Source organism: Streptomyces sp. NPDC039609 (genome assembly GCF_055596705.1).
This window is the reverse complement of record NZ_JBVIUJ010000003.1, coordinates 435,211-452,507: the sequence shown is the minus strand read 5'-3', so window position 1 is coordinate 452,507 and position 17,297 is coordinate 435,211. Positions and strand designations below refer to the sequence as shown.

The following is a 17,297-nucleotide window of genomic DNA, read 5'->3' as shown; positions in this document are numbered from 1 at the left end:
CTCCCTTGCAGTGACGCGAAGGAGTCACCCTCATGAAGACCGAACACGTCGTCCGTACCTTCGTCGAGTACTTCGAGGAGCGCGGCCATCGCCGCATCACGGGCTCGACGCTCCTGCCACCACCCGGCGACCCCGTGCTGTTCACCACTTCCGGGATGCATCCGCTCACCCCGTACCTCGAGGGGCGACCTCATCCGCTGGGCAGGCGGCTCGTCAACGTACAGCGCTGCCTGCGTACGACGGATCTGGAGGAGGTCGGCGACGACACCCATCTGACCGTCTTCGAGATGCTCGGCACCTGGTCGCTCGGAGACTACGAGGGCCCGCAGAGCCTCGACTGGGGATACGGGCTGCTCACCGAGGGGTTGGGCATCGATACGGGCCTCCTGCACGCCACGGTCTTCGGCGGAGACGGCCGGATCGGCCCGGACACCCCCTCCCTGGAGTTCTGGCAGAGCCGCGGCGTCCCCGTGGAGCTCACCGTGGAGGACAACTGGTGGTCCAACGGGCCGACCGGCCCCTGCGGCCCCGACTCGGAGATCTTCCTCTGGAGCGGCGACACCCCACCCCGGTCGACGCCCACCCGGGACGACCGCTGGGTCGAGGTGTGGAACCACGTGATGATGCGACACCGCCGCCTCGACGACGGCTCCCTCGTGCCGCTGCCCCAGCGCAACATCGACACCGGGCTCGGCGTGGAGCGGCTCGCCTCGCTGCTGCAGGGCAGATCGTCCGTGTACGAGTGCGACGTCTTCGAACCCTGGCGACGCCTCGTGCCCTCGATGTGGTCACTGGAGGAGACCTCGCAGCGGCTGGTCCACGACCACCTGCGCTCGGCCGTGGTGATCCTCGGCGACGGAGTGCGCCCGGGCAACACCGGTCAGGGCTATGTGCTGCGCCGCCTGGTACGCAGGGTGCTCACCGTGCTGTGGCGGGGCGATCCGTCACGCAGCCTGGAGGAGCTGCCGGTCGAGCTGATCGAGCACACCCTCGACCACTTCCGGCAGGAGCGGGATCCGTACGACGTCCGCCACGTGCTGCTCGACGAGCAACTGCGCTTCGCCCGGCTCCTCGACCGCGGCCGGCAGCTGCTCACCCGCCCCCGCTTCCAAGGCTCGCTCGGCGAGGAGGACTTCCACTATCTCCACGACACCCACGGCCTGCCGCGGGACCTGGTCATGAGCCTGCGCCGGGAGTGAGAAGGGAGTGCCCTCGGGCCCCTCCTCCGGATTGCCCGCCGGGCCGACGGCGGGCAGTCTGGAGGGGTGAAGACCGACGCACCGGCCACGGTCGGCCGCGGTGCGATTGCCGGACTCCTCGAGAACCCGGTCGTCGGCATGGCACCGTGGATCATCTTCTCGCTGCTGGTCGGTCCCGGCAGGTTCGAGATCGCGGTCGCCCTGGCCCTGGTGACGACGATCGTGCTGGTCGCGGCCGGTCGGATGATCAACCGGGGCAGCTCCTGGAAGCTCCTGGAGATCGCCGACATGGTCTTCTTCGCCGCCCTCGCGGTCGTCGGCGCCTTCGCGAGCGACGGCACCCTCCGCTGGCTGGAGACGTACGCCGGGGAGGTCTCCAACATCGCCCTCGTCGTGATCGCCTTCGGGTCCATGGCGTTCCGTATGCCGTTCACCCTCCAGTACGCGCGGGAACAGGTCGATCCGGCGTACTGGCACACGCCTGTCTTCCTGCGGACCAACTACGTCATCACCGGCGTGTGGGGTCTGGCCTTCCTCGTCGCCGCCCTGGCGGGCGGGTACGGCGACCTGGTGCTGCACAACCCGGACAACATCTGGACGGGATGGATCATCCAGATCCTCGCGATCATGGCGGCTCTGCGGTTCACCGCCTGGTACCCCGAGGTCGCCCGGGCCCGCGCCCGGCACGCGGCGGGCCAACCGGGGCCGGACCCGCCGCGCCTGTCCGGGATGCTCGTCCCGCTCGCCGGGCTGCTCGTCCCCATCGGGATCGCCGTCCTGATCTTCGACGACGTGTGGTGGCCGGGCGTGGCCCTGATCGTGGCCGGCGTCCTGCTCACCAAGGCACTGCGGCAGTCCGAGTGAGCTGCCGTTCGGAACACTCCGGTCGTCCGGGACGCCCCTGGGATCAGGGCGCCCCGGACAGCCGTCGAGCGAGGGACGAGGAAGCGGTCACTCCCGGTCCAGGATCGCCGTGAGGACCTGCCGCAGCGTCTTTCCGGGATCCGCGACCGCCCCTTCGGACCGCCATGCGACGAACCCGTCGGGGCGGACGAGGACCGCACCGTCCGTGGTGACGCCGTGGAGCTCCGCCCAGTCCATGCCGTCCTCCGGGGACAGCTCCGCGTCGGCCCCTTCGCCGATGCGGTACGAGTCGACCGGCACCGACAGCTGCTCGGCGACGCGCTTCACCGCGGTGTGCCACCTGCCGGCGCCGCCCGCGGCGCTCAGGAGCACCAGGGACCGCTCGTACAGGTCGAGGGTGGAGACCCGGCTGCCGGCTCGGCTCAGCCACATGTGGGGCGCCCGGCTGCCGGGCTCGCCCGTCAACCGCAGCCCGTCGGGGACGACCGGAAGCTCCCGGTCGGCACCCTGGACCGCGCCCTGGGGGTAGCGGTAGCCCAGCGCCACGTTGAGGATCCCGCCCTTCTTGCCCCCGGGGCCGCCGGCTCCGGGGGAGGGGGCGTAACCGGGGTGGCTGTGCTCGACCGAACGGGACGAGGCGCGCGCACTCGTCGCCTCGGCGACGGGCCTGCGCTCCGCGTCGTAGGACTCCAGCAGGCCGGGGCCGGCCCAACCGCCCAGGACGGCGGCCAGCTTCCAGGCCAGGTTGTGCGCGTCCTGGATGCCGGTGTTGGAACCGAACGCGCCCGTCGGCGACATCTCGTGGGCGGAGTCACCGGCGAGGAACACCCGGCCGTCCGCGTACCGTTCGGCGACCCTCTCGGCGGCGTGCCAGGGCGCTCTGCCCGTGATCTCCACATCGAGATCCGGCACGCCCACGGCCCGCCGGATGTGCTCCCTGCACCGCTCGTCGGTGAACTCCTCCTCCGTCTCGCCCTGCTCGGGGTGCCAGGGCGCGTGGAACACCCAGCGCTCCTGGTTGTCGACCGGCAGCAGGGCCCCGTCGGCCTCCGGGTTCGTCAGGTAGCAGACGACGAAGCGCCGGTCGCCGACGATGTCCGCGAGGCCACGGGAGACGAAGGTGATGCTGATGTTGTGGAACAGGTCGCCCGGGCCGTTGTGCCCGATGCCGAGCCGTTCGCGAACGGGGCTGCGGGGGCCGTCCGCCGCGACGAGATAGTCCGCGCGGATCGTGAGGTGTTCGCCCGTGTCACGGCTCTTGACCTGGGCGGTCACTCCCTCGGAGTCCTGCTCGAACGACATCAGCTCGGTGGAGTAGCGCAGATCCCCGCCGAGCTCCTCAGCGCTCTCGAGGAGCACCGGCTCGAGGTCGTTCTGGCTGCAGAGGCACCAACCGGCGGGGCTGAAACGGGCGACCCCGCCACCGGGATCGATTTCCTTGAACAGCCACTCGCCGACATCGCCCACCAGACTCGGTGTCTGCAGGATGCCGTTGTTCCGCGCCAGGACGGACGCCGCGTCGTGGATGCGCTGCTCGACACCGGCGCCACGGAACACCTCCATCGTGCGCACGTTGTTGCCGCGCCCGCGTGGGTGGAACGAGGTGCCCCGGTGCCGTTCGACGAGGGTGTGCGGCACACCGAGGCGGCCCAGGAACAGCGAGGTGGAAAGGCCCACCAGCGAGCCGCCGACGATGAGGACGGGCGTGCGGTGACCGTCTTCGCCGGCTTCTTCGATTCGGTTCATTGATCGCCTCCAGCGTCGCCTGCGACGCATGCCAGGGGTGGAATGCAGATTCATTCCCGGTGAGGACCGATTCGCGCGTTCGGGGCACCCGAATGACGCGCAGTTCACTCATCCGCACCGTGGGGCTCGCGCGGATCGCGGCGTCCGCCAACGATCGGCACATGACGACTCCGGGCTTTCGGGCGCGGCGGTCCTTCCCGACCCTCCTCGCGGAAGAGAAAGAGGTGCGCTGGATGTCCATCTCGGGACGCATTTCGCAGTCGGCGTTCGACGGCTCAAGGCTGCGGGTGATCCTGCTGCTCGATCTGTACGAAGGAGCTCAGCAGCAGTTCCTGGACGCGTACGAACTCATGTGCAGGCAGGTCGCCTCCGTGCCCGGTCACATCAGTGACCAGCTCTGCCAGTCCATCGAGAACCCCTCGCAGTGGCTCATCACCAGCGAGTGGGAGAGCGCTCCACCGTTCCTCGCCTGGGTGAACAGCGAGGAGCACGTCGAAACCGTCAAGCCGATGCACAGCTGCGTCAGGGACACCCGGTCGATGCGCTACAGCATCCTCAGGGAGACCGGTCCCCGTCAGCCGCTCACGCCCGATCGGGCATCGACGCGCCAGCAGGTGGCCGCCCGCGTCGGCGACGGTGTGGCACGCCACGCCCTCACCTTCACCGTCAAGCCGGGCTCCGAATCGAAGGTCGCGGAGCTTCTCGCCGGATACGAGTCGCCCAAAGCCCAGGTCGACGAGAACACCCGACTGCGCCGCACCTCGCTCTTCATGCACGGCAACCGGGTCGTACGTGCCGTGGAGGTGGAGGGCGACCTCCTCGCGGCGCTGCGCCATGTCGCCCGTCAGCCCGAGGTACGAGCCGTCGAGGAGGCCATCAACCCGTACCTGGAACAGGACCGGGACCTCACCGACCCCGAATCGGCCCGGGTCTTCTTCACACGGGCGGCGCTCCCGGCCGTGCACCACGTGGTGTCCGGTCGGCCGGCGGGTGGGGAGGTGCGGCGTCACGCGCTGTACTACCCGGCCAAGGAGGGCTGCGGGATGGAGCTGGCCCGGCTGCTCGCCCACCAGGACGCGGCCGCGGCCGACGATCCGAAGAGCCCTGTGTACGGCAGCACCGTCTTCCAGCGCGACGACATCGTGGTGCGCCTCGTCGACCTCACCGGCGAGCTCGACGTCGACCCCGTCGCCTCGCTGGGCCTCAAGGGCCCCGGGAAGGCCGCTGAGCTGGAACGACTCCTCGACGGTGCCGCGATCGGCGTCGAGGGCTCCCTGGAGACGGAGCGCAACATCAACCGCCTCCTGTCGCACGCCGACATGCTGCCCATCACCGACCGCAGCGCGGCGGACTCCTGACGTGCGGCCGCGGCCCCGGCCGCGGCCGTTCACCCCGCACGACACTTCCACACCCGGAGGTAACAACCATGCTCAAGCAGCGTCCTCGCATCGTGAAACTGAGCGAGACGGAACCCAACCGCAGGCGCGGAGGTGACCTGCGGGCCATGCTCACGCCGGCCACCGTGGGTTCCACCAGCGGCTTCATGGGCCTGGCCATCGTCCAGCCCGGCGAACGCATCGGTGAGCACTACCACCCGTACTCCGAGGAGTTCGTGTACGTCGTCTCGGGCGCGCTCGAAGTGGACCTGGACGGCGACACGTACGCGCTCCAGCCCGACCAGGGCCTCCTGATCCCCATCGACATGCGGCACCGTTTCCGCAACGTCGGTGACGTGGAGGCCCGCATGGTCTTCCACCTGGGCCCGCTCGCCCCGCGTCCGAGCCTCGGCCACGTCGACACCGAGGTCACCGAGGACGGCGAGCTCGCCGCTGCGGGGCCGCACCTGACCGTGCACGACCCGGGACAGGTGTCCGAGCGAAGCGGGGCCATCGAGTGACCCGGCGAGTGGCCGTCACCGGTATCGGTGTGGTCGCTCCGGGCGGCACCGGAGCGAAGGCGTTCTGGGACCTCCTCGCCGCCGGCCGTACCGCGACCCGCGGCATCACCCTGTTCGACCCGGCCGGCCTGCGCTCACGCATAGCCGCCGAGTGCGACTTCGACCCGATGGCCCACGGCCTGGACCCGGAGCTGAGCCAACACGCCGACCGGTACATCCAGTTCGCCGTGGTCGCCGCCGGGGAAGCCGTACGCGACTCCGGACTCGACACCGACACGGAAGACCCCTGGCGCGTCGCCGTCTCCCTGGGCAGCGCCGTCGGCGGCACCACCCGGCTCGAACACGACTACGTCCTCGTCAGCGAGGGCGGGCAGCGGTGGGACGTGGACCATCGCGCGGCCGACCCGAAGCTGCACATGGCGTTCTCGCCGAGCACGCTCGCCTCGGTCGTGGCCGAACAGTTCGGCGCCCGCGGCCCCGTGCAGACCGTCTCCACCGGCTGCACCTCCGGCCTCGACGCCGTCGGCTACGCCTTCCACACCATCGAGGAAGGCCGGGCGGACGTCTGCATCGCCGGCGCGTCGGACTCGCCGATATCACCGATCACCATGGCCTGCTTCGACGCCATCAAGGCGACGTCGCCCGACAACGACGACCCCGAGCACGCCTCCCGGCCCTTCGACGACCACCGCAACGGTTTCGTCATGGGCGAAGGCGCGGCGGTCCTCGTCCTGGAGGAGTACGAACACGCCCGGGCCCGTGGTGCTCACATCTACTGCGAGATGGGCGGCTACGCCACCTTCGGCAACGCCTACCACATGACCGGTCTGACCGGTGAAGGGCTCGAGATGGCCCGGGCGATCGACTCCACGCTCGACCAGGCCCGCCTCGACCCCACACTGATCGACTACGTCAACGCGCACGGCTCCGGAACCCGGCAGAACGACCGGCACGAGACCGCCGCCGTGAAGCGCTCCCTGGGCGCCCACGCCTACGACACACCCATGAGCTCCATCAAGTCCATGGTGGGGCACTCGCTGGGCGCGATCGGCGCGATAGAGGTCGTCGCCTGCGTCCTCGCGCTGAAGCACCAGGTGGTACCCCCGACGGCGAACTACGAGACCCCCGACCCCGAGTGCGACCTGGACTACGTGCCGCGTACCGCCCGCCCCCGGAAGCTGAGGAACGTGCTCTCCGTAGGCAGCGGATTCGGCGGCTTCCAGTCCGCGGTCCTCCTGACCGGGCCGGGTGGGAGGTCACGATGAGCAGTCAGCGCCCACGGCGAGCGGTCGTCACCGGAATCGGTGTGGTCGCCCCCAACGGATTGAGCGCCGAGGCGTACTGGAAGTCGGTCAGGGAAGGGCTCGGTGTTCTGGACCGGATCACCCGCGAGGGGTGCGAGCACCTGCCCCTCAAGGTCGCCGGCGAGGTCCGGGGTTTCGACCCCTCGCACCTCATCGAGGAGCGCTTCCTCGTCCAGACCGACCGGTTCAGCCACTACGCCATGGCCGCGGCCTCGATGGCCCTCGACGACGCCGGCCTCGCGCGGGACGACCCCGAGGAGCCCTTCGAGATCGGGGTGGTCACCGCCGCCGGTTCCGGAGGAGGCGAGTTCGGACAGCGCGAACTGCAGAAGCTCTGGGGACAGGGTTCCAAGTTCGTCGGGCCGTACCAGTCCATCGCCTGGTTCTACGCCGCGAGCACCGGCCAGATCTCCATCCGGAGCGGCTTCAAGGGGCCGTGCGGAGTGGTCGCCAGCGACGAGGCGGGCGGTCTGGACTCCCTCGCCCACGCGGCCCGGGCCGTGCGGCGCGGCACGGGCGCGATGATCGTCGGCGCCGCCGAGGCGCCCCTCGCCCCGTACTCGATGGTGTGCCAGCTCGGATACCCCGAGCTCAGCACCGTCGAGGACCCGGACCGTGCCTACCGTCCCTTCACCGCCGGCGCCTGCGGCTTCGTCCCTGCGGAGGGCGGCGCCATGCTCGTGGTCGAGGACGAGAGACGCGCCCGCGACCGGGGAGCGGCCGTCCGGGCCGTTGTGGCCGGCCATGCCGCCACGTTCACCGGCGCCTCCCGCTGGGAGGAGTCCCGCGAGGGACTCGCCCGTGCCATCCGTGACGCGCTCGACGAGGCCGAGTGCGCCCCGGAGGAGATCGACGTCGTCTTCGCCGACGCCCTGGGCGTACCAGAGGCGGACCGCGCCGAAGCGCTGGCGCTCGCCGACGCCCTCGGAGCCCACGCCACCCGCGTACCCGTCACGGCGCCCAAGACCGGGATCGGCCGGGCCTACTGCGGGGCGCCCGTCCTCGACACCGCGGCCGCCGTCTTCGCGATGGAGCAGAGCCTGGTGCCCCCCACCCCCAACGTGTTCGACATCAGCCACGACCTGGACCTGGTGATGTCCCGCGCTCGCCCCGCCGAGCTGCGCACGGCCCTCGTCCTCAGCAGGGGACTCATGGGATCCAACGCGGCGCTGGTCGTGCGCCGCGGTGACGACTCCGCCCGGTAGGTCCGGGCGGGAAGGAGAAGCACACCTATGATCACCACCGCACTGACCTTCGACGAACTCGCCTCGCTGATGAAGCAGGCGGCCGGAGTCACCGTCGACGCCCGGGAGCTCGAGAAGGCGCCGGACGCGCCGTTCAGCACCCTCGGTCTCGACTCGCTCGGCCTGCTCGGCATCGTCGGCGAGCTGGAGAACCGGTACAGCGTCTCGCTGCCCACCGACGCGGAGCGCTGCAAGACGCCCGCCGAGTTCGTCGGCCTCGTCAACAACACGCTCAAGACGGGAGTCTGACGTGTCCGGACACACCGACAACACCATCACCATCGATGCTCCGCTCGACCTCGTCTGGGACATCACCAACGACATCGAGAACTGGCCGAACCTCTTCAGCGAGTACGCCTCCCTCGAGGTGCTCTCCCGGGAGGGCGACTCCACCACCTTCCGGCTGACCATGCACCCGGACGAGGCCGGGAAGGTCTGGAGCTGGGTGTCGGAGCGCACCGTCGACCGCCCCAAGCGGACCGTCCGTGCCCGCCGCGTCGAGACCGGCCCGTTCGACCACATGGACATCCGGTGGGAGTACGAGGAGACGCCGGCCGGCGTCCACATGCGCTGGGTGCAGGACTTCGCCATGAAGCCCGACGCTCCGGTCGACGACGACTGGATGACGGACAACATCAACCGCAACTCCCGCACACAGATGGCCCTCATCCGGGACCGCATCGAGCAGGTCGCCCGCGACCGCCGGAGCGCCTCGGTCCTGCCGGGCTGACCAACACCCCCACACCCCCGCACCCGCACATCCAGGAAGGACGCTCGATGCACCACGCCCTGATCGTCGCTCGCATGGCACCCGATTCGGCGCCGGCGATCGCCGATGTGTTCGCCGCATCCGACCGCGGCGAACTCCCGCACCTGGTCGGCGTCACCCGGCGCAGCCTCTTCCAGTTCGGGGACGTCTATCTGCACCTGATCGAGTCCGAGCGGGACCCGGCGCCCGCCATCGCGAAGCTGACGGGGCACCCGGAGTTCCGGGACACCAGCGAGAAGCTGTCGGCGTATGTCAGCGCGTACGACCCGAAGACATGGCGCAGCCCCAAGGACGCCATGGCGCACTGCTTCTACCGCTGGGAGCGGGACGCCCGTTCCTGAGCTCCCGAGCGAACGCACGACGGAGAAACCCGAGGCCGCCCGCCCCGCGACAGACGCGGGGCGGGCGGCCTCGGGTTTCGCTCTTCCCCTCAGGCGGGGACGGTGCACTCGAAGGCGTGGAGATACGCGTTGACCGGGCGGATCTCACCGATGACCAGACCCGCGTCCGTGAGCCGGTCGACCATGCTCTGCCGGGTGTGCTTCGCACCACCGACGTTGAGGAGCAGCAGCAGGTCCATGGCCGTCGTGAACCTCATCGACGGGGTGTCGTCCACGAGGTTCTCGATCACGACGACACGGGCGCCGGGCAGCGCCGCCTTCCGGACGTTCGCCAGCGCCCTGCGGGTGCTGTCGTCGTCCCACTCCAGGATGTTCTTGATGACGTACACATCCGCCTGGACCGGGATGTCCACGCGGCAGTCCCCGGGCACGATACGGACCCGGGAGGCCAGCGGACCGTCCTTCCGCAGACGCGGATCGGCGTTCTCCACCACCCTCGGCAGGTCGAGCAGAGTGCCGTGCAGGTCGGGGTACTTCTCCAGCAGACTCGCCAGGACGTGCCCCTGGCCGCCGCCGATGTCCACGACCGACGACACGCCGTGCAGATCCAGCAGGTCGGCGACGTCCTGGGCCGATTGCCGGCTCGACGTCGTCATGGCCCGGTTGAACACGTACGCGGACTCGGGCGCGTCCTCGTTGAGATACGCGAAGAACTCCCTTTCGTACACGTCCTCGAAGACGTTGCGGCCGGAGCGCACCGCCTCGTCGAGCTTCGGCCACACGTCCCACGTCCACGGCTCGGTGCACCACAGCGCGATGTACCGAAGGCTCTGCGGGTCGTCCTCGCGCAGCAGCCGGGACATCTCCGTGTGTGCGAAGGTGCCGTCGGCGTGCTCGGTGAACACGCCCTGGCAGGACAGGGCGCGCAGCAGTCGCCGCAGTGTTCGCGGCTGGGTCTTGACCGCCGCCGCCAGGTCCTCGACGGTCATGGGGGTGTCGTCCAGGGCGTCCGCCACACCCAGGCGGGCGGCCGCGCGTACGGCGGCGGCGCACGCCGCCCCGAAAACGAGCTCCCGCAGCCGCATGGGCGGCGGGGGAGCCGGATCAACAGTCGTCATCTGTCGCCTTGTCTGTGCAGTCGTGCCGTGGGTGGGGGAATGGAGCCGACCGTTCAGCACATGCCCGCGGGCTCCGAGACCTCACAGGTGTTGCCGCTGAAGGTGTTGCCCTTGCCGGTGTCCCGGTTGGCCAGGTCGGCCGAGCCGTTGCGCAGTACGACGTTGTCGCGGATCTCGTTGCGTTCGTTGAGGGCGCCGACGAAGCTCTTGAAGAGCACGATGCCGCCCGACAGCGGCGAGGTGCCCACGTTGTCCTCGATCCGGTTCTGTGCCACCAGCGTCTCCTCGGCGCCGGTGAGGACGATTCCCGAGCCCTGCAGGAAGGGCAGCCGGGGTGTCTTGGGGCAGTGCTTGTTGTTGGAGTGGATGTAGTTCCGGCGCAGGCTCATCGCCCCGGCGCGCGGCGTGGACTCGTCGCCCACCACGAACACGGCGGCGCAGTTCCCGGTCGCCTCGTTGCGGTCGACGGTCAGGTTCCGCAGGCGCCGCACCGTGATGCCGATCCGGTTGCCGGAGAGTTGGTTGTGACTGATCCGGGTCCCCTCGGCGTCGACGGCCCCGGCCTCCGTGTCGGTGGTGTTGGACACGAACAGTCCGGCGTCCGCGTTGTTCCGGGCGACGTTGTGGGTCAGCACACTGCGGACGGACCTCTCCAGGGCGATGCCCCAGTTGCCGTTCTTCTCGGCCGTCACCCGATGGACCTTCAGACGGTCGGTCCGCGACGCCCACAGGCCGTTCTTGGTGAAGCCCTGGAGCGTCAGCGAGCGCACGGTGACGCGCTTGACGGGACTGCCGTCCTTGCCGGTCACGCAGATGCCGTGGCCGGCCTTGGCGCAGGTGTCGTCGGCAGCGGCCTTGCCGGGCACGATGACGGTGGGGAAGACCGTCGAGCCCCGCAGGGTCAGGTTCGATGTGGTGATACGGACGCTCTCACGGTAGGTGCCGGGGGAGAGGACAACGGTGTCCCCCGGCTTCGCGGCGTCCACGGCCTTCTGGATTGATTCGCCGGGCTTCACCCGATGCACCGTCGAGTTGCCGGCCGCCGGGGCGGCGGCACCCAGTCCAGAGCCCACGAGGGCCACGGTGCAGGCCAGGTAGGCGATCTGTCGTTTGGTCATATGTCGAAGCTATGAGGGGGTGTTCCGGTCTGCCACCGCTGATCCCCCGGGTGGGCTGCATGTCCCCCGGAAGGTCCCCCGGCGCATCGCGCCCCGGACGGACGCTAGCCCGTTCGCAGCCCGGGCGCCGTCTCTTTTCATGTGCCGCCCAGTCCGCTGTGACCTGCGGTGACGACGGCGGAAGGGGAGAACGGCAACCCGACCGGAGGACACCTGAGCGCGCTTCTCGCGTTGCGGTGATCACGGGCGGGCGTTTGCCTCGTGCACGGAGCACAGCACAGGCGCCGCGCAGACAGGCCGGCCGAGAAAGCTCCGCAGAAGGAGAAAAGCATGCGTCTCGCACGTCGCGGTCTGCCGGTCGCCCTGATCGTCGTCGCCCTCACCCTGTCCGCCCCCACCGCCCTGGCCGCCGAAGCGGACCCGGCCGCCGGGGATCCCGCCGCCGGAGCCGCCGCCTCCTGGGATCCCGCCGCAGGAACTGCCTCCGGGGATTCCGCCTCCGGAACTGCCTCTGGAAGTGCCTCCGGGGATTCCGCCGCCGGAAGTGCCTCCGGTACTGCCTCCGGGGATTCCGCCTCCGGAAGTGCCTCCGGTACTGCCTCCGGGGATTCCGCCTCCGGAACTGCCTCCGGAACTGCCTCCGGGGATTCCGCCGCCGGAGCCGCTGCCGCCGCGGAAGCCACCGGAACCGTCCGGATCAACCCGCGCAAGGCGTTCCCCGGGAGCACCGTCACCGTCTCCACGACTGCCTGCGGCAAGGAGACCTACGGCAAGGGCGAGTCGGAGGTGGGTGGTAAGTTCCACCTCCTGCCGGGCGACCGGAAGGGCGTTCTGGTGGGCGAGTTCAAGGTGCCCGAGGACGCCGCCTCGGGCACGGACACCGTGACCCTCAAGTGCCCGCCGCGGATCAAGCAGACCGTCACGTACCACATCTCCGGCCGCCCGAACGGTGCCGTCGACGCCGGCTTCGGCTGGGCCGCCGGGGGTGAAGGGAGCGGCGGCAACGGTTCCCAGCTCGCACTGGGCGCCCTGCTGCTGGGTGGAGCACTGGCCGGCGGAGTGGCGCGAATGCGTCGGCGTTCGGCGGGCGCAGGGACCTCGGCCTGACGATACGTCCGCCCCGGCCCGTAGCCCCGGCCCCCGGCCCCCGTGAGGAGGCCGGGGGCCGCTGGGCTCCCGGCACCGAGCAAAGGCATCACGACCATGAGGAAAGGCTCAGGGCCGGAGACCACCGGCACGCTGCCGCGGCGCCCTCCTTCGTTCAGGACGCTCGCCTGGATCGCGCTCGTCGGATTCCTGCTGCTGGCCGGCGCGCTGCGTGACAACGACCCCCCGCAGCCCACGGCGACGCAGGCCGGATCGCCGACCGGCGTACAGTCCGCTCCTCGAACCTCCTCGAACGGCCCGGGCCCTCAGCCGCTGCCGGCGTCGCCCCCGGTACGGATCCGGATCCCGGCCATCAAGGTCGATGCCTTCCTGACGCGTCTGGAGCTGGACGCCGAGGGAACCCTGCGACCGCCCCCCGTGACGGCCCCTGCCCTGGCGGGCTGGTACGCCGACGGAACCACCCCCGGCTCGCCGGGGACGGCCGTCGTCGCAGGACACGTGGACACCCCCGCCGGCCCGGCCGTCTTCCACCAACTCGGCGCACTCAAGAAGGGGGCCGAGATCACGGTGGACCGCCAGGACGGCCGCACGGCGAGCTTCACGGTCGACGCGGTGGAGGTCCACGCGAAGGACGACTTCCCCGACGACAGGGTCTACGCCGGCTCCGCCCGCCCCGAGCTTCGCTTGATCACCTGCGGCGGCAGCTGGTCCAGCAGCACCGGATACCAGGCCAACACCGTCGTCTACGCGACGATGAGCGCGGTGAAGTAGCCCCGCACCGCCGGCCCGTCGCCGCCGGCCGGCCGCCGCCCGTCGACGAGTTGAGCCCGTTGACCGAACCCTACGGCTCCTCGCTCGTCCCGCTGCCGCTGGGCCAGATCGCGATGGCGATCAGGACCACCGCCCAGATGCCGAGGGGCGCGACCGGCCAGTAGTACGTGAGCTCGCCCTTCTCCAGGCAGCGCACCCCCCAGATGCCCGACATGATCACCAGGCCGCCGAGCCAGTAGCGCCACTCCGCGAGCCATTCGGCGCGGTCCTTGCGGTCCCGCTCCGCGCGGGTGGGCTTCACGGCGGGCAGATCGTTCGTCAGCGCGGCGAGTTCCGTGGTGGTTCGGGCCTCGATGGCGGTCGCGGCGCGCGCCGCGTGTTCCGACGGGTCGAGCCGGCCCTCGGCGAGGCCGGAGGCGAGGACGGCGAGCGTTCGGTCGCGGTCCTGGTCCGAGATCCGTACCTCAGGTGTGGCGGGACGGCTCCGGTCGTCCATCATCGTTCTCCCCCTTCGTTTAGGATACGACTGTATCTCAAAGAGAGGGGGGCGTGTCCGATGCCCAAGATCGTCGACCGGCAGGAGCAGCGCCGGCAGATCGGCGCGGCACTGCTCCGACTTGCCGCCGAACAGGGTCTCGATCAGGTCAGCGTGCGGACCGTCGCCGCCGCCAGCGGCCGTTCCGCCGGTGCCGTGCAGAAGTACTTCCGTACGAAGGAGGACCTGCTCGTCCTTGCCGCCGAACTGGCCGGTGAGCGGGTCGAGGAGCGGATGGCCCTGGTGGACACGGACCTGCCCCTGCGGCAGGCGCTGCGAGAGCTGATCCTCACCACGCTCCCTCTCGACGAGGAGCGGCGCGCCGAGGCCGCGGCCCAGCTCGCGTTCGCCGTGCACGCGGCGCACCATCCTCGCCTCGCCGCCATCCGACGGCAGGTCGACCAGGACATCCGGCAGGCACTCGCGGCGTGGCTGGAGACCGTCGCGTGCCCCGAGCCGGCGGCGACCGCCGACGCCGTCATCGCACTCTCCGACGGCCTGGCCCTGCGGATGCTGTACGCCCCCGAGGAACACGCGCGCCTTCTTGCCGCCTTGGACCGCGCGCTCGACGCGCTGACATCCGTGGGTCGTCAGGCCGCTCCCGACGCCGACGTACCCGGAGGTGGACGACGCACCCGCCGCCGCTGAACGCGGGCAGGGCCGACATAATTGGTGCGCGTGTCCATTCCCGCGGCCCTGACCAGGTCACAGCGGGTGCGACCATGGAGATACCGGGGGTAGGCCATCTTTTACCTGATCGTCGCCTGTGACGTCCTGTTCTGGGTGCTGTTGCTGAGCGGATTGGCGGTGCGCTACATCGCCGGACTGCGCAGAGTGGGCGGAGCCCTTCTGCTGTGTGTGCCCCTGCTGGACGTCGTGCTGCTGGCAGCGACCGTCATCAGTGTGCGCGACGGCGCGGAGCCGAGCATCTGGCACGGGCTCTCCGCCGCCTACCTCGGCCTCACCGTCGTCTACGGCCACAGCACGCTGCGTTGGGCGGACCGGAAGTTCGCACAGCGCTACGGCGACGCGCCCGGATCCACCGCACCGACTCTGTACGGCCGCCAGGCGATCGTCGCGGCCTGGCTGTCCTGGCTGCGCTTCCTGTTGGCGTACGGGATCGCTGTCGGGCTCACGGTCGGCCTGATCGCCCTGGTCGGGGGCTGGGAAGAGGGCGCGCCGCTGCTGGTCTGGCTGAACCCGCTGACCAAGATCCTTGTCTACTCGCTGATCTGGCCCCTCGTCACCACCCTTCGGCCGGGCACGGCGCCCGATCCGCGACCGGCCGGCGAACCCTCCTGACCTCGGGCGTCACTGCCGCCCGATCCCTGTCGCGGCAAGCCAGTCGACGAGCTCCCGCTGCACGGCCGCCCGCTGCTCCGCCGTGGCCGGGGCGGCACTCACGAGGGCGACATGCATGCCCTCCGGGGCGGCGGACAGGAGAATCCGGCGGGCGTTCGTGCCTCCGGGTTCGGGGGCGACGGCGATCGCGCCCGTGGTCCCGGGCCCGGTGACCGTGCCGAGGTCCGAGACGACCGTGGTGGTGGCGGGATCGAAGCCGGCGGGGAGGTGCAGTTCCGTCGGGGCGGTGCCCGACCCGTTGCTCCGCCAGACCAGGACGCCGTACGGACGCTCCGTACCGACGAGTCGCGCCGACTCCGGCATCACGGAAGGAATCCGACTCCACGTCATCGTCCTGCCCGCGTCGCGTGAGCGGTCCTCGTAGAGGAACGCGAGCGTGCGTCCGGCGACCGCGCTCGGGTACAGCCGGTCGACGAGCCGCGCGTCCTGGCGGAGCACCGGTGCGCCGCTGTCGTCGAGGCGTACGGCGGACAGGTCCTCGTCGTTCCAGGCGTCGCCCTCGGTGCGGATCTTCCGCGGGTTGTCGTTCATCGCCTCGTGATGGCGTCCGCTGTAGATGTCCCACTGCCACTGGTGCGCGGACAGGACAGGGCCGGCGGCGGCCGGGTTCCGCCACCAGGTGTCGCCGTCGAGTCCGCTGTCGAGTGCCTGGTACAGCCCCTTGAGGACCGACGGCGCCTTGTCCGACGAGGTGCCGGTCAGCGGATGGCCGAACTCGCTGACGACGGCGGGGGTGTCGAGGGCCGTGGAGCGGCCGCGTACGGCCTGGAAGTCCGCCGAGTACTCGCCGTCGTCGGCCTTGGTCAGGTCGAAGAACCCGGACATCCGCGCCTGGTCGTAGAAGTGCGTGTTGAAGACGTAGCGTGGCCCCAGCGAGCCCACACCGGCCAGCCCGCCGGGCTGCTTCATGAAGGAGAGGTTGGAGTTCCAGAACATGTTCGGCTCGACGAGCGCGGGCTTGTTCCGCCAGCCCGCCACGTCCATGCGCGCCCGGAACCTCTCGTAGAACGGCCACAGCAGGCCCTTCTCCCAGCTGCTGCCGTCCTGCCCGTCCGCGTACTGCCCCGCATAGGGCTCGTTGTACGGGTCGAAACCGGCGACGCCCGCGAACTCCGGGGGCTCCAGATGCGTCGCGAGGTACGCCATGGTCGCCTGGGCGGTGTCGAGAAAGGCGTCCTGGATGCCGTTGCGGTTGGTCCAGAAGTCGCGCATGGCGTCCTTGACCGTCCGGTTCTGGGTGATGTTCTGGCCCCAGTGGGCACAGATGCCGCAGAACTCGCGCGGATAGCCGCCCGCCTCGACGACCCAGCGGGGTGCGCCGTCGCCCGAGTACCAGCTGTCCTTGTCGAAGACGTACCGGGAGAAGAGGTCCTGGTGGAAGTCGGGGTACACGCGCAGCCCGACGGCGAGGAACTCCCGCATCTGCGCCGTCGCCCGGCTCAGATACTCCTCGTCGACCGTGCCGCGCGTGGGTTCCGCCGCCGCCCATGACAGCAGGAACCGCACCGAGTTGGCCCCGCCCAGCTCGCGTACGGCCCGCGCGGCTCTGCGCGCGTCCTCGACACCGGAGAAGGGCAGCCCGCCGTTCTCGGCCAGCTTGGTCTCGCCGGACACGTTGAAGCCGCGCAGGACGACCTCGCGTCCGTGCCCGTCGACGAAGCGGGTCCCGCTGACGGTCACTTCGGCAGCCCGCGGGTCGTACGGAACGGCTGCGGCGGCACGCGCCGGAGCTCCCGCGTACAGCGCGCAGGACGCGAGGGTCAGGAACGCGGCGCCCCACGCCCCTCGTCCGTACCTGTGCGACCGACGTAACCCATGGGTGGCCATGGACGTACTGTCACGCGCATCTGACGAACCGTCAAGAATGGGAGCCGGGCGTTCACCGCGCGTGAACGAGGAATTTCCTACCGACCGGTAGACAT

General features: G+C 70.4%; 18 protein-coding genes. 13 read left to right on the top strand and 5 right to left on the bottom strand.

Annotated elements, in window-relative coordinates:
* Positions 1-32 precede the first annotated feature (32 nt).
* Positions 33-1,199 carry an alanine--tRNA ligase-related protein gene (locus tag ACZ561_RS11090; protein WP_470992355.1) on the top strand — a complete coding sequence of 389 codons (1,167 nt, stop codon included), beginning with the start codon at positions 33-35 and terminating at the stop codon, positions 1,197-1,199.
* Between the two features lie 66 nt (positions 1,200-1,265).
* Positions 1,266-2,063, top strand: a complete 798-nt coding sequence (locus tag ACZ561_RS11085) for a hypothetical protein (protein ID WP_470992352.1) — start codon at positions 1,266-1,268, stop codon at positions 2,061-2,063.
* An 87-nt stretch (positions 2,064-2,150) separates the two neighbouring features.
* On the opposite strand, the gene ACZ561_RS11080 is transcribed toward ACZ561_RS11085, so the two are convergent.
* Positions 2,151-3,809 carry an FAD-dependent oxidoreductase gene (locus tag ACZ561_RS11080; protein WP_470992350.1) on the bottom strand — a complete coding sequence of 553 codons (1,659 nt, stop codon included), beginning with the start codon at positions 3,807-3,809 and terminating at the stop codon, positions 2,151-2,153.
* Positions 3,810-4,042: 233 nt separating this feature from the next.
* On the opposite strand from ACZ561_RS11080, the gene ACZ561_RS11075 reads away from it, so the two are divergent.
* The 7 genes from ACZ561_RS11075 (at position 4,043) to ACZ561_RS11045 (ending at position 9,364) form a co-directional block, all read left to right on the top strand.
* Positions 4,043-5,167: a SchA/CurD-like domain-containing protein gene (locus ACZ561_RS11075; protein ID WP_470992348.1), complete on the top strand. Its 1,125-nt coding sequence runs from the start codon at positions 4,043-4,045 to the stop codon at positions 5,165-5,167.
* Positions 5,168-5,235: 68 nt separating this feature from the next.
* Complete coding sequence (locus ACZ561_RS11070; protein ID WP_329112807.1) at positions 5,236-5,706, top strand: cupin domain-containing protein; 471 nt, start codon at positions 5,236-5,238, stop codon at positions 5,704-5,706.
* A complete protein-coding gene (locus ACZ561_RS11065; RefSeq protein WP_470992344.1) occupies positions 5,703-6,971 on the top strand; it encodes a beta-ketoacyl-[acyl-carrier-protein] synthase family protein in 1,269 nt (422 codons plus the stop codon). Before ACZ561_RS11070 ends, ACZ561_RS11065 begins: the two co-directional genes overlap by 4 nt.
* Positions 6,968-8,215 (top strand): ketosynthase chain-length factor, encoded by a 1,248-nt coding sequence (locus ACZ561_RS11060; RefSeq protein ID WP_470992341.1) that lies wholly within the window; start codon positions 6,968-6,970, stop codon positions 8,213-8,215. Before ACZ561_RS11065 ends, ACZ561_RS11060 begins: the two co-directional genes overlap by 4 nt.
* Before the next feature lie 27 nt (positions 8,216-8,242).
* Positions 8,243-8,503 carry a phosphopantetheine-binding protein gene (locus ACZ561_RS11055; RefSeq protein WP_329112804.1) on the top strand — a complete coding sequence of 87 codons (261 nt, stop codon included), beginning with the start codon at positions 8,243-8,245 and terminating at the stop codon, positions 8,501-8,503.
* Between the two features lies 1 nt (position 8,504).
* Positions 8,505-8,984, top strand: a complete 480-nt coding sequence (locus ACZ561_RS11050; RefSeq protein WP_376432402.1) for an SRPBCC family protein — start codon at positions 8,505-8,507, stop codon at positions 8,982-8,984.
* 47 nt (positions 8,985-9,031) lie between these two features.
* The gene (locus ACZ561_RS11045) at positions 9,032-9,364 is read left to right on the top strand and encodes a TcmI family type II polyketide cyclase (protein WP_376432404.1); all 333 of its coding nucleotides are present in this window, start codon (positions 9,032-9,034) and stop codon (positions 9,362-9,364) included.
* A gap of 89 nt (positions 9,365-9,453) precedes the next feature.
* Here ACZ561_RS11045 and ACZ561_RS11040 read toward each other — a convergent pair whose 3' ends face one another.
* Positions 9,454-10,482: a methyltransferase gene (locus ACZ561_RS11040; protein ID WP_470992337.1), complete on the bottom strand. Its 1,029-nt coding sequence runs from the start codon at positions 10,480-10,482 to the stop codon at positions 9,454-9,456.
* Positions 10,483-10,535: 53 nt separating this feature from the next.
* The gene (locus ACZ561_RS11035; protein WP_470992335.1) at positions 10,536-11,600 is read right to left on the bottom strand and encodes a right-handed parallel beta-helix repeat-containing protein; all 1,065 of its coding nucleotides are present in this window, start codon (positions 11,598-11,600) and stop codon (positions 10,536-10,538) included.
* Between the two features lie 330 nt (positions 11,601-11,930).
* Here ACZ561_RS11035 and ACZ561_RS11030 point away from each other — a divergent pair, with 330 nt between their 5' ends.
* Positions 11,931-12,707, top strand: coding sequence for a hypothetical protein (locus ACZ561_RS11030; protein WP_470992332.1), 777 nt, complete (start codon positions 11,931-11,933; stop codon positions 12,705-12,707).
* Between the two features lie 96 nt (positions 12,708-12,803).
* Positions 12,804-13,478 carry a class F sortase gene (locus ACZ561_RS11025; RefSeq protein WP_470992329.1) on the top strand — a complete coding sequence of 225 codons (675 nt, stop codon included), beginning with the start codon at positions 12,804-12,806 and terminating at the stop codon, positions 13,476-13,478.
* Between the two features lie 70 nt (positions 13,479-13,548).
* On the opposite strand, the gene ACZ561_RS11020 is transcribed toward ACZ561_RS11025, so the two are convergent.
* Positions 13,549-13,977, bottom strand: coding sequence for a DUF1707 SHOCT-like domain-containing protein (locus ACZ561_RS11020; protein WP_470992326.1), 429 nt, complete (start codon positions 13,975-13,977; stop codon positions 13,549-13,551).
* Positions 13,978-14,034: 57 nt separating this feature from the next.
* On the opposite strand from ACZ561_RS11020, the gene ACZ561_RS11015 reads away from it, so the two are divergent.
* Both ACZ561_RS11015 and ACZ561_RS11010 read left to right on the top strand, forming a co-directional pair.
* Positions 14,035-14,661 (top strand): TetR/AcrR family transcriptional regulator, encoded by a 627-nt coding sequence (locus ACZ561_RS11015; protein ID WP_470992324.1) that lies wholly within the window; start codon positions 14,035-14,037, stop codon positions 14,659-14,661.
* Positions 14,662-14,796: 135 nt separating this feature from the next.
* Complete coding sequence (locus ACZ561_RS11010) at positions 14,797-15,315, top strand: hypothetical protein (RefSeq protein WP_470992322.1); 519 nt, start codon at positions 14,797-14,799, stop codon at positions 15,313-15,315.
* Between the two features lie 9 nt (positions 15,316-15,324).
* Here the strand turns inward: ACZ561_RS11010 and ACZ561_RS11005 are convergent, their stop codons facing one another.
* Entirely contained in the window at positions 15,325-17,202 is a 1,878-nt protein-coding gene (locus tag ACZ561_RS11005; protein WP_470992319.1) for a cellulase family glycosylhydrolase, read from the bottom strand.
* Positions 17,203-17,297: the final 95 nt, after the last annotated feature.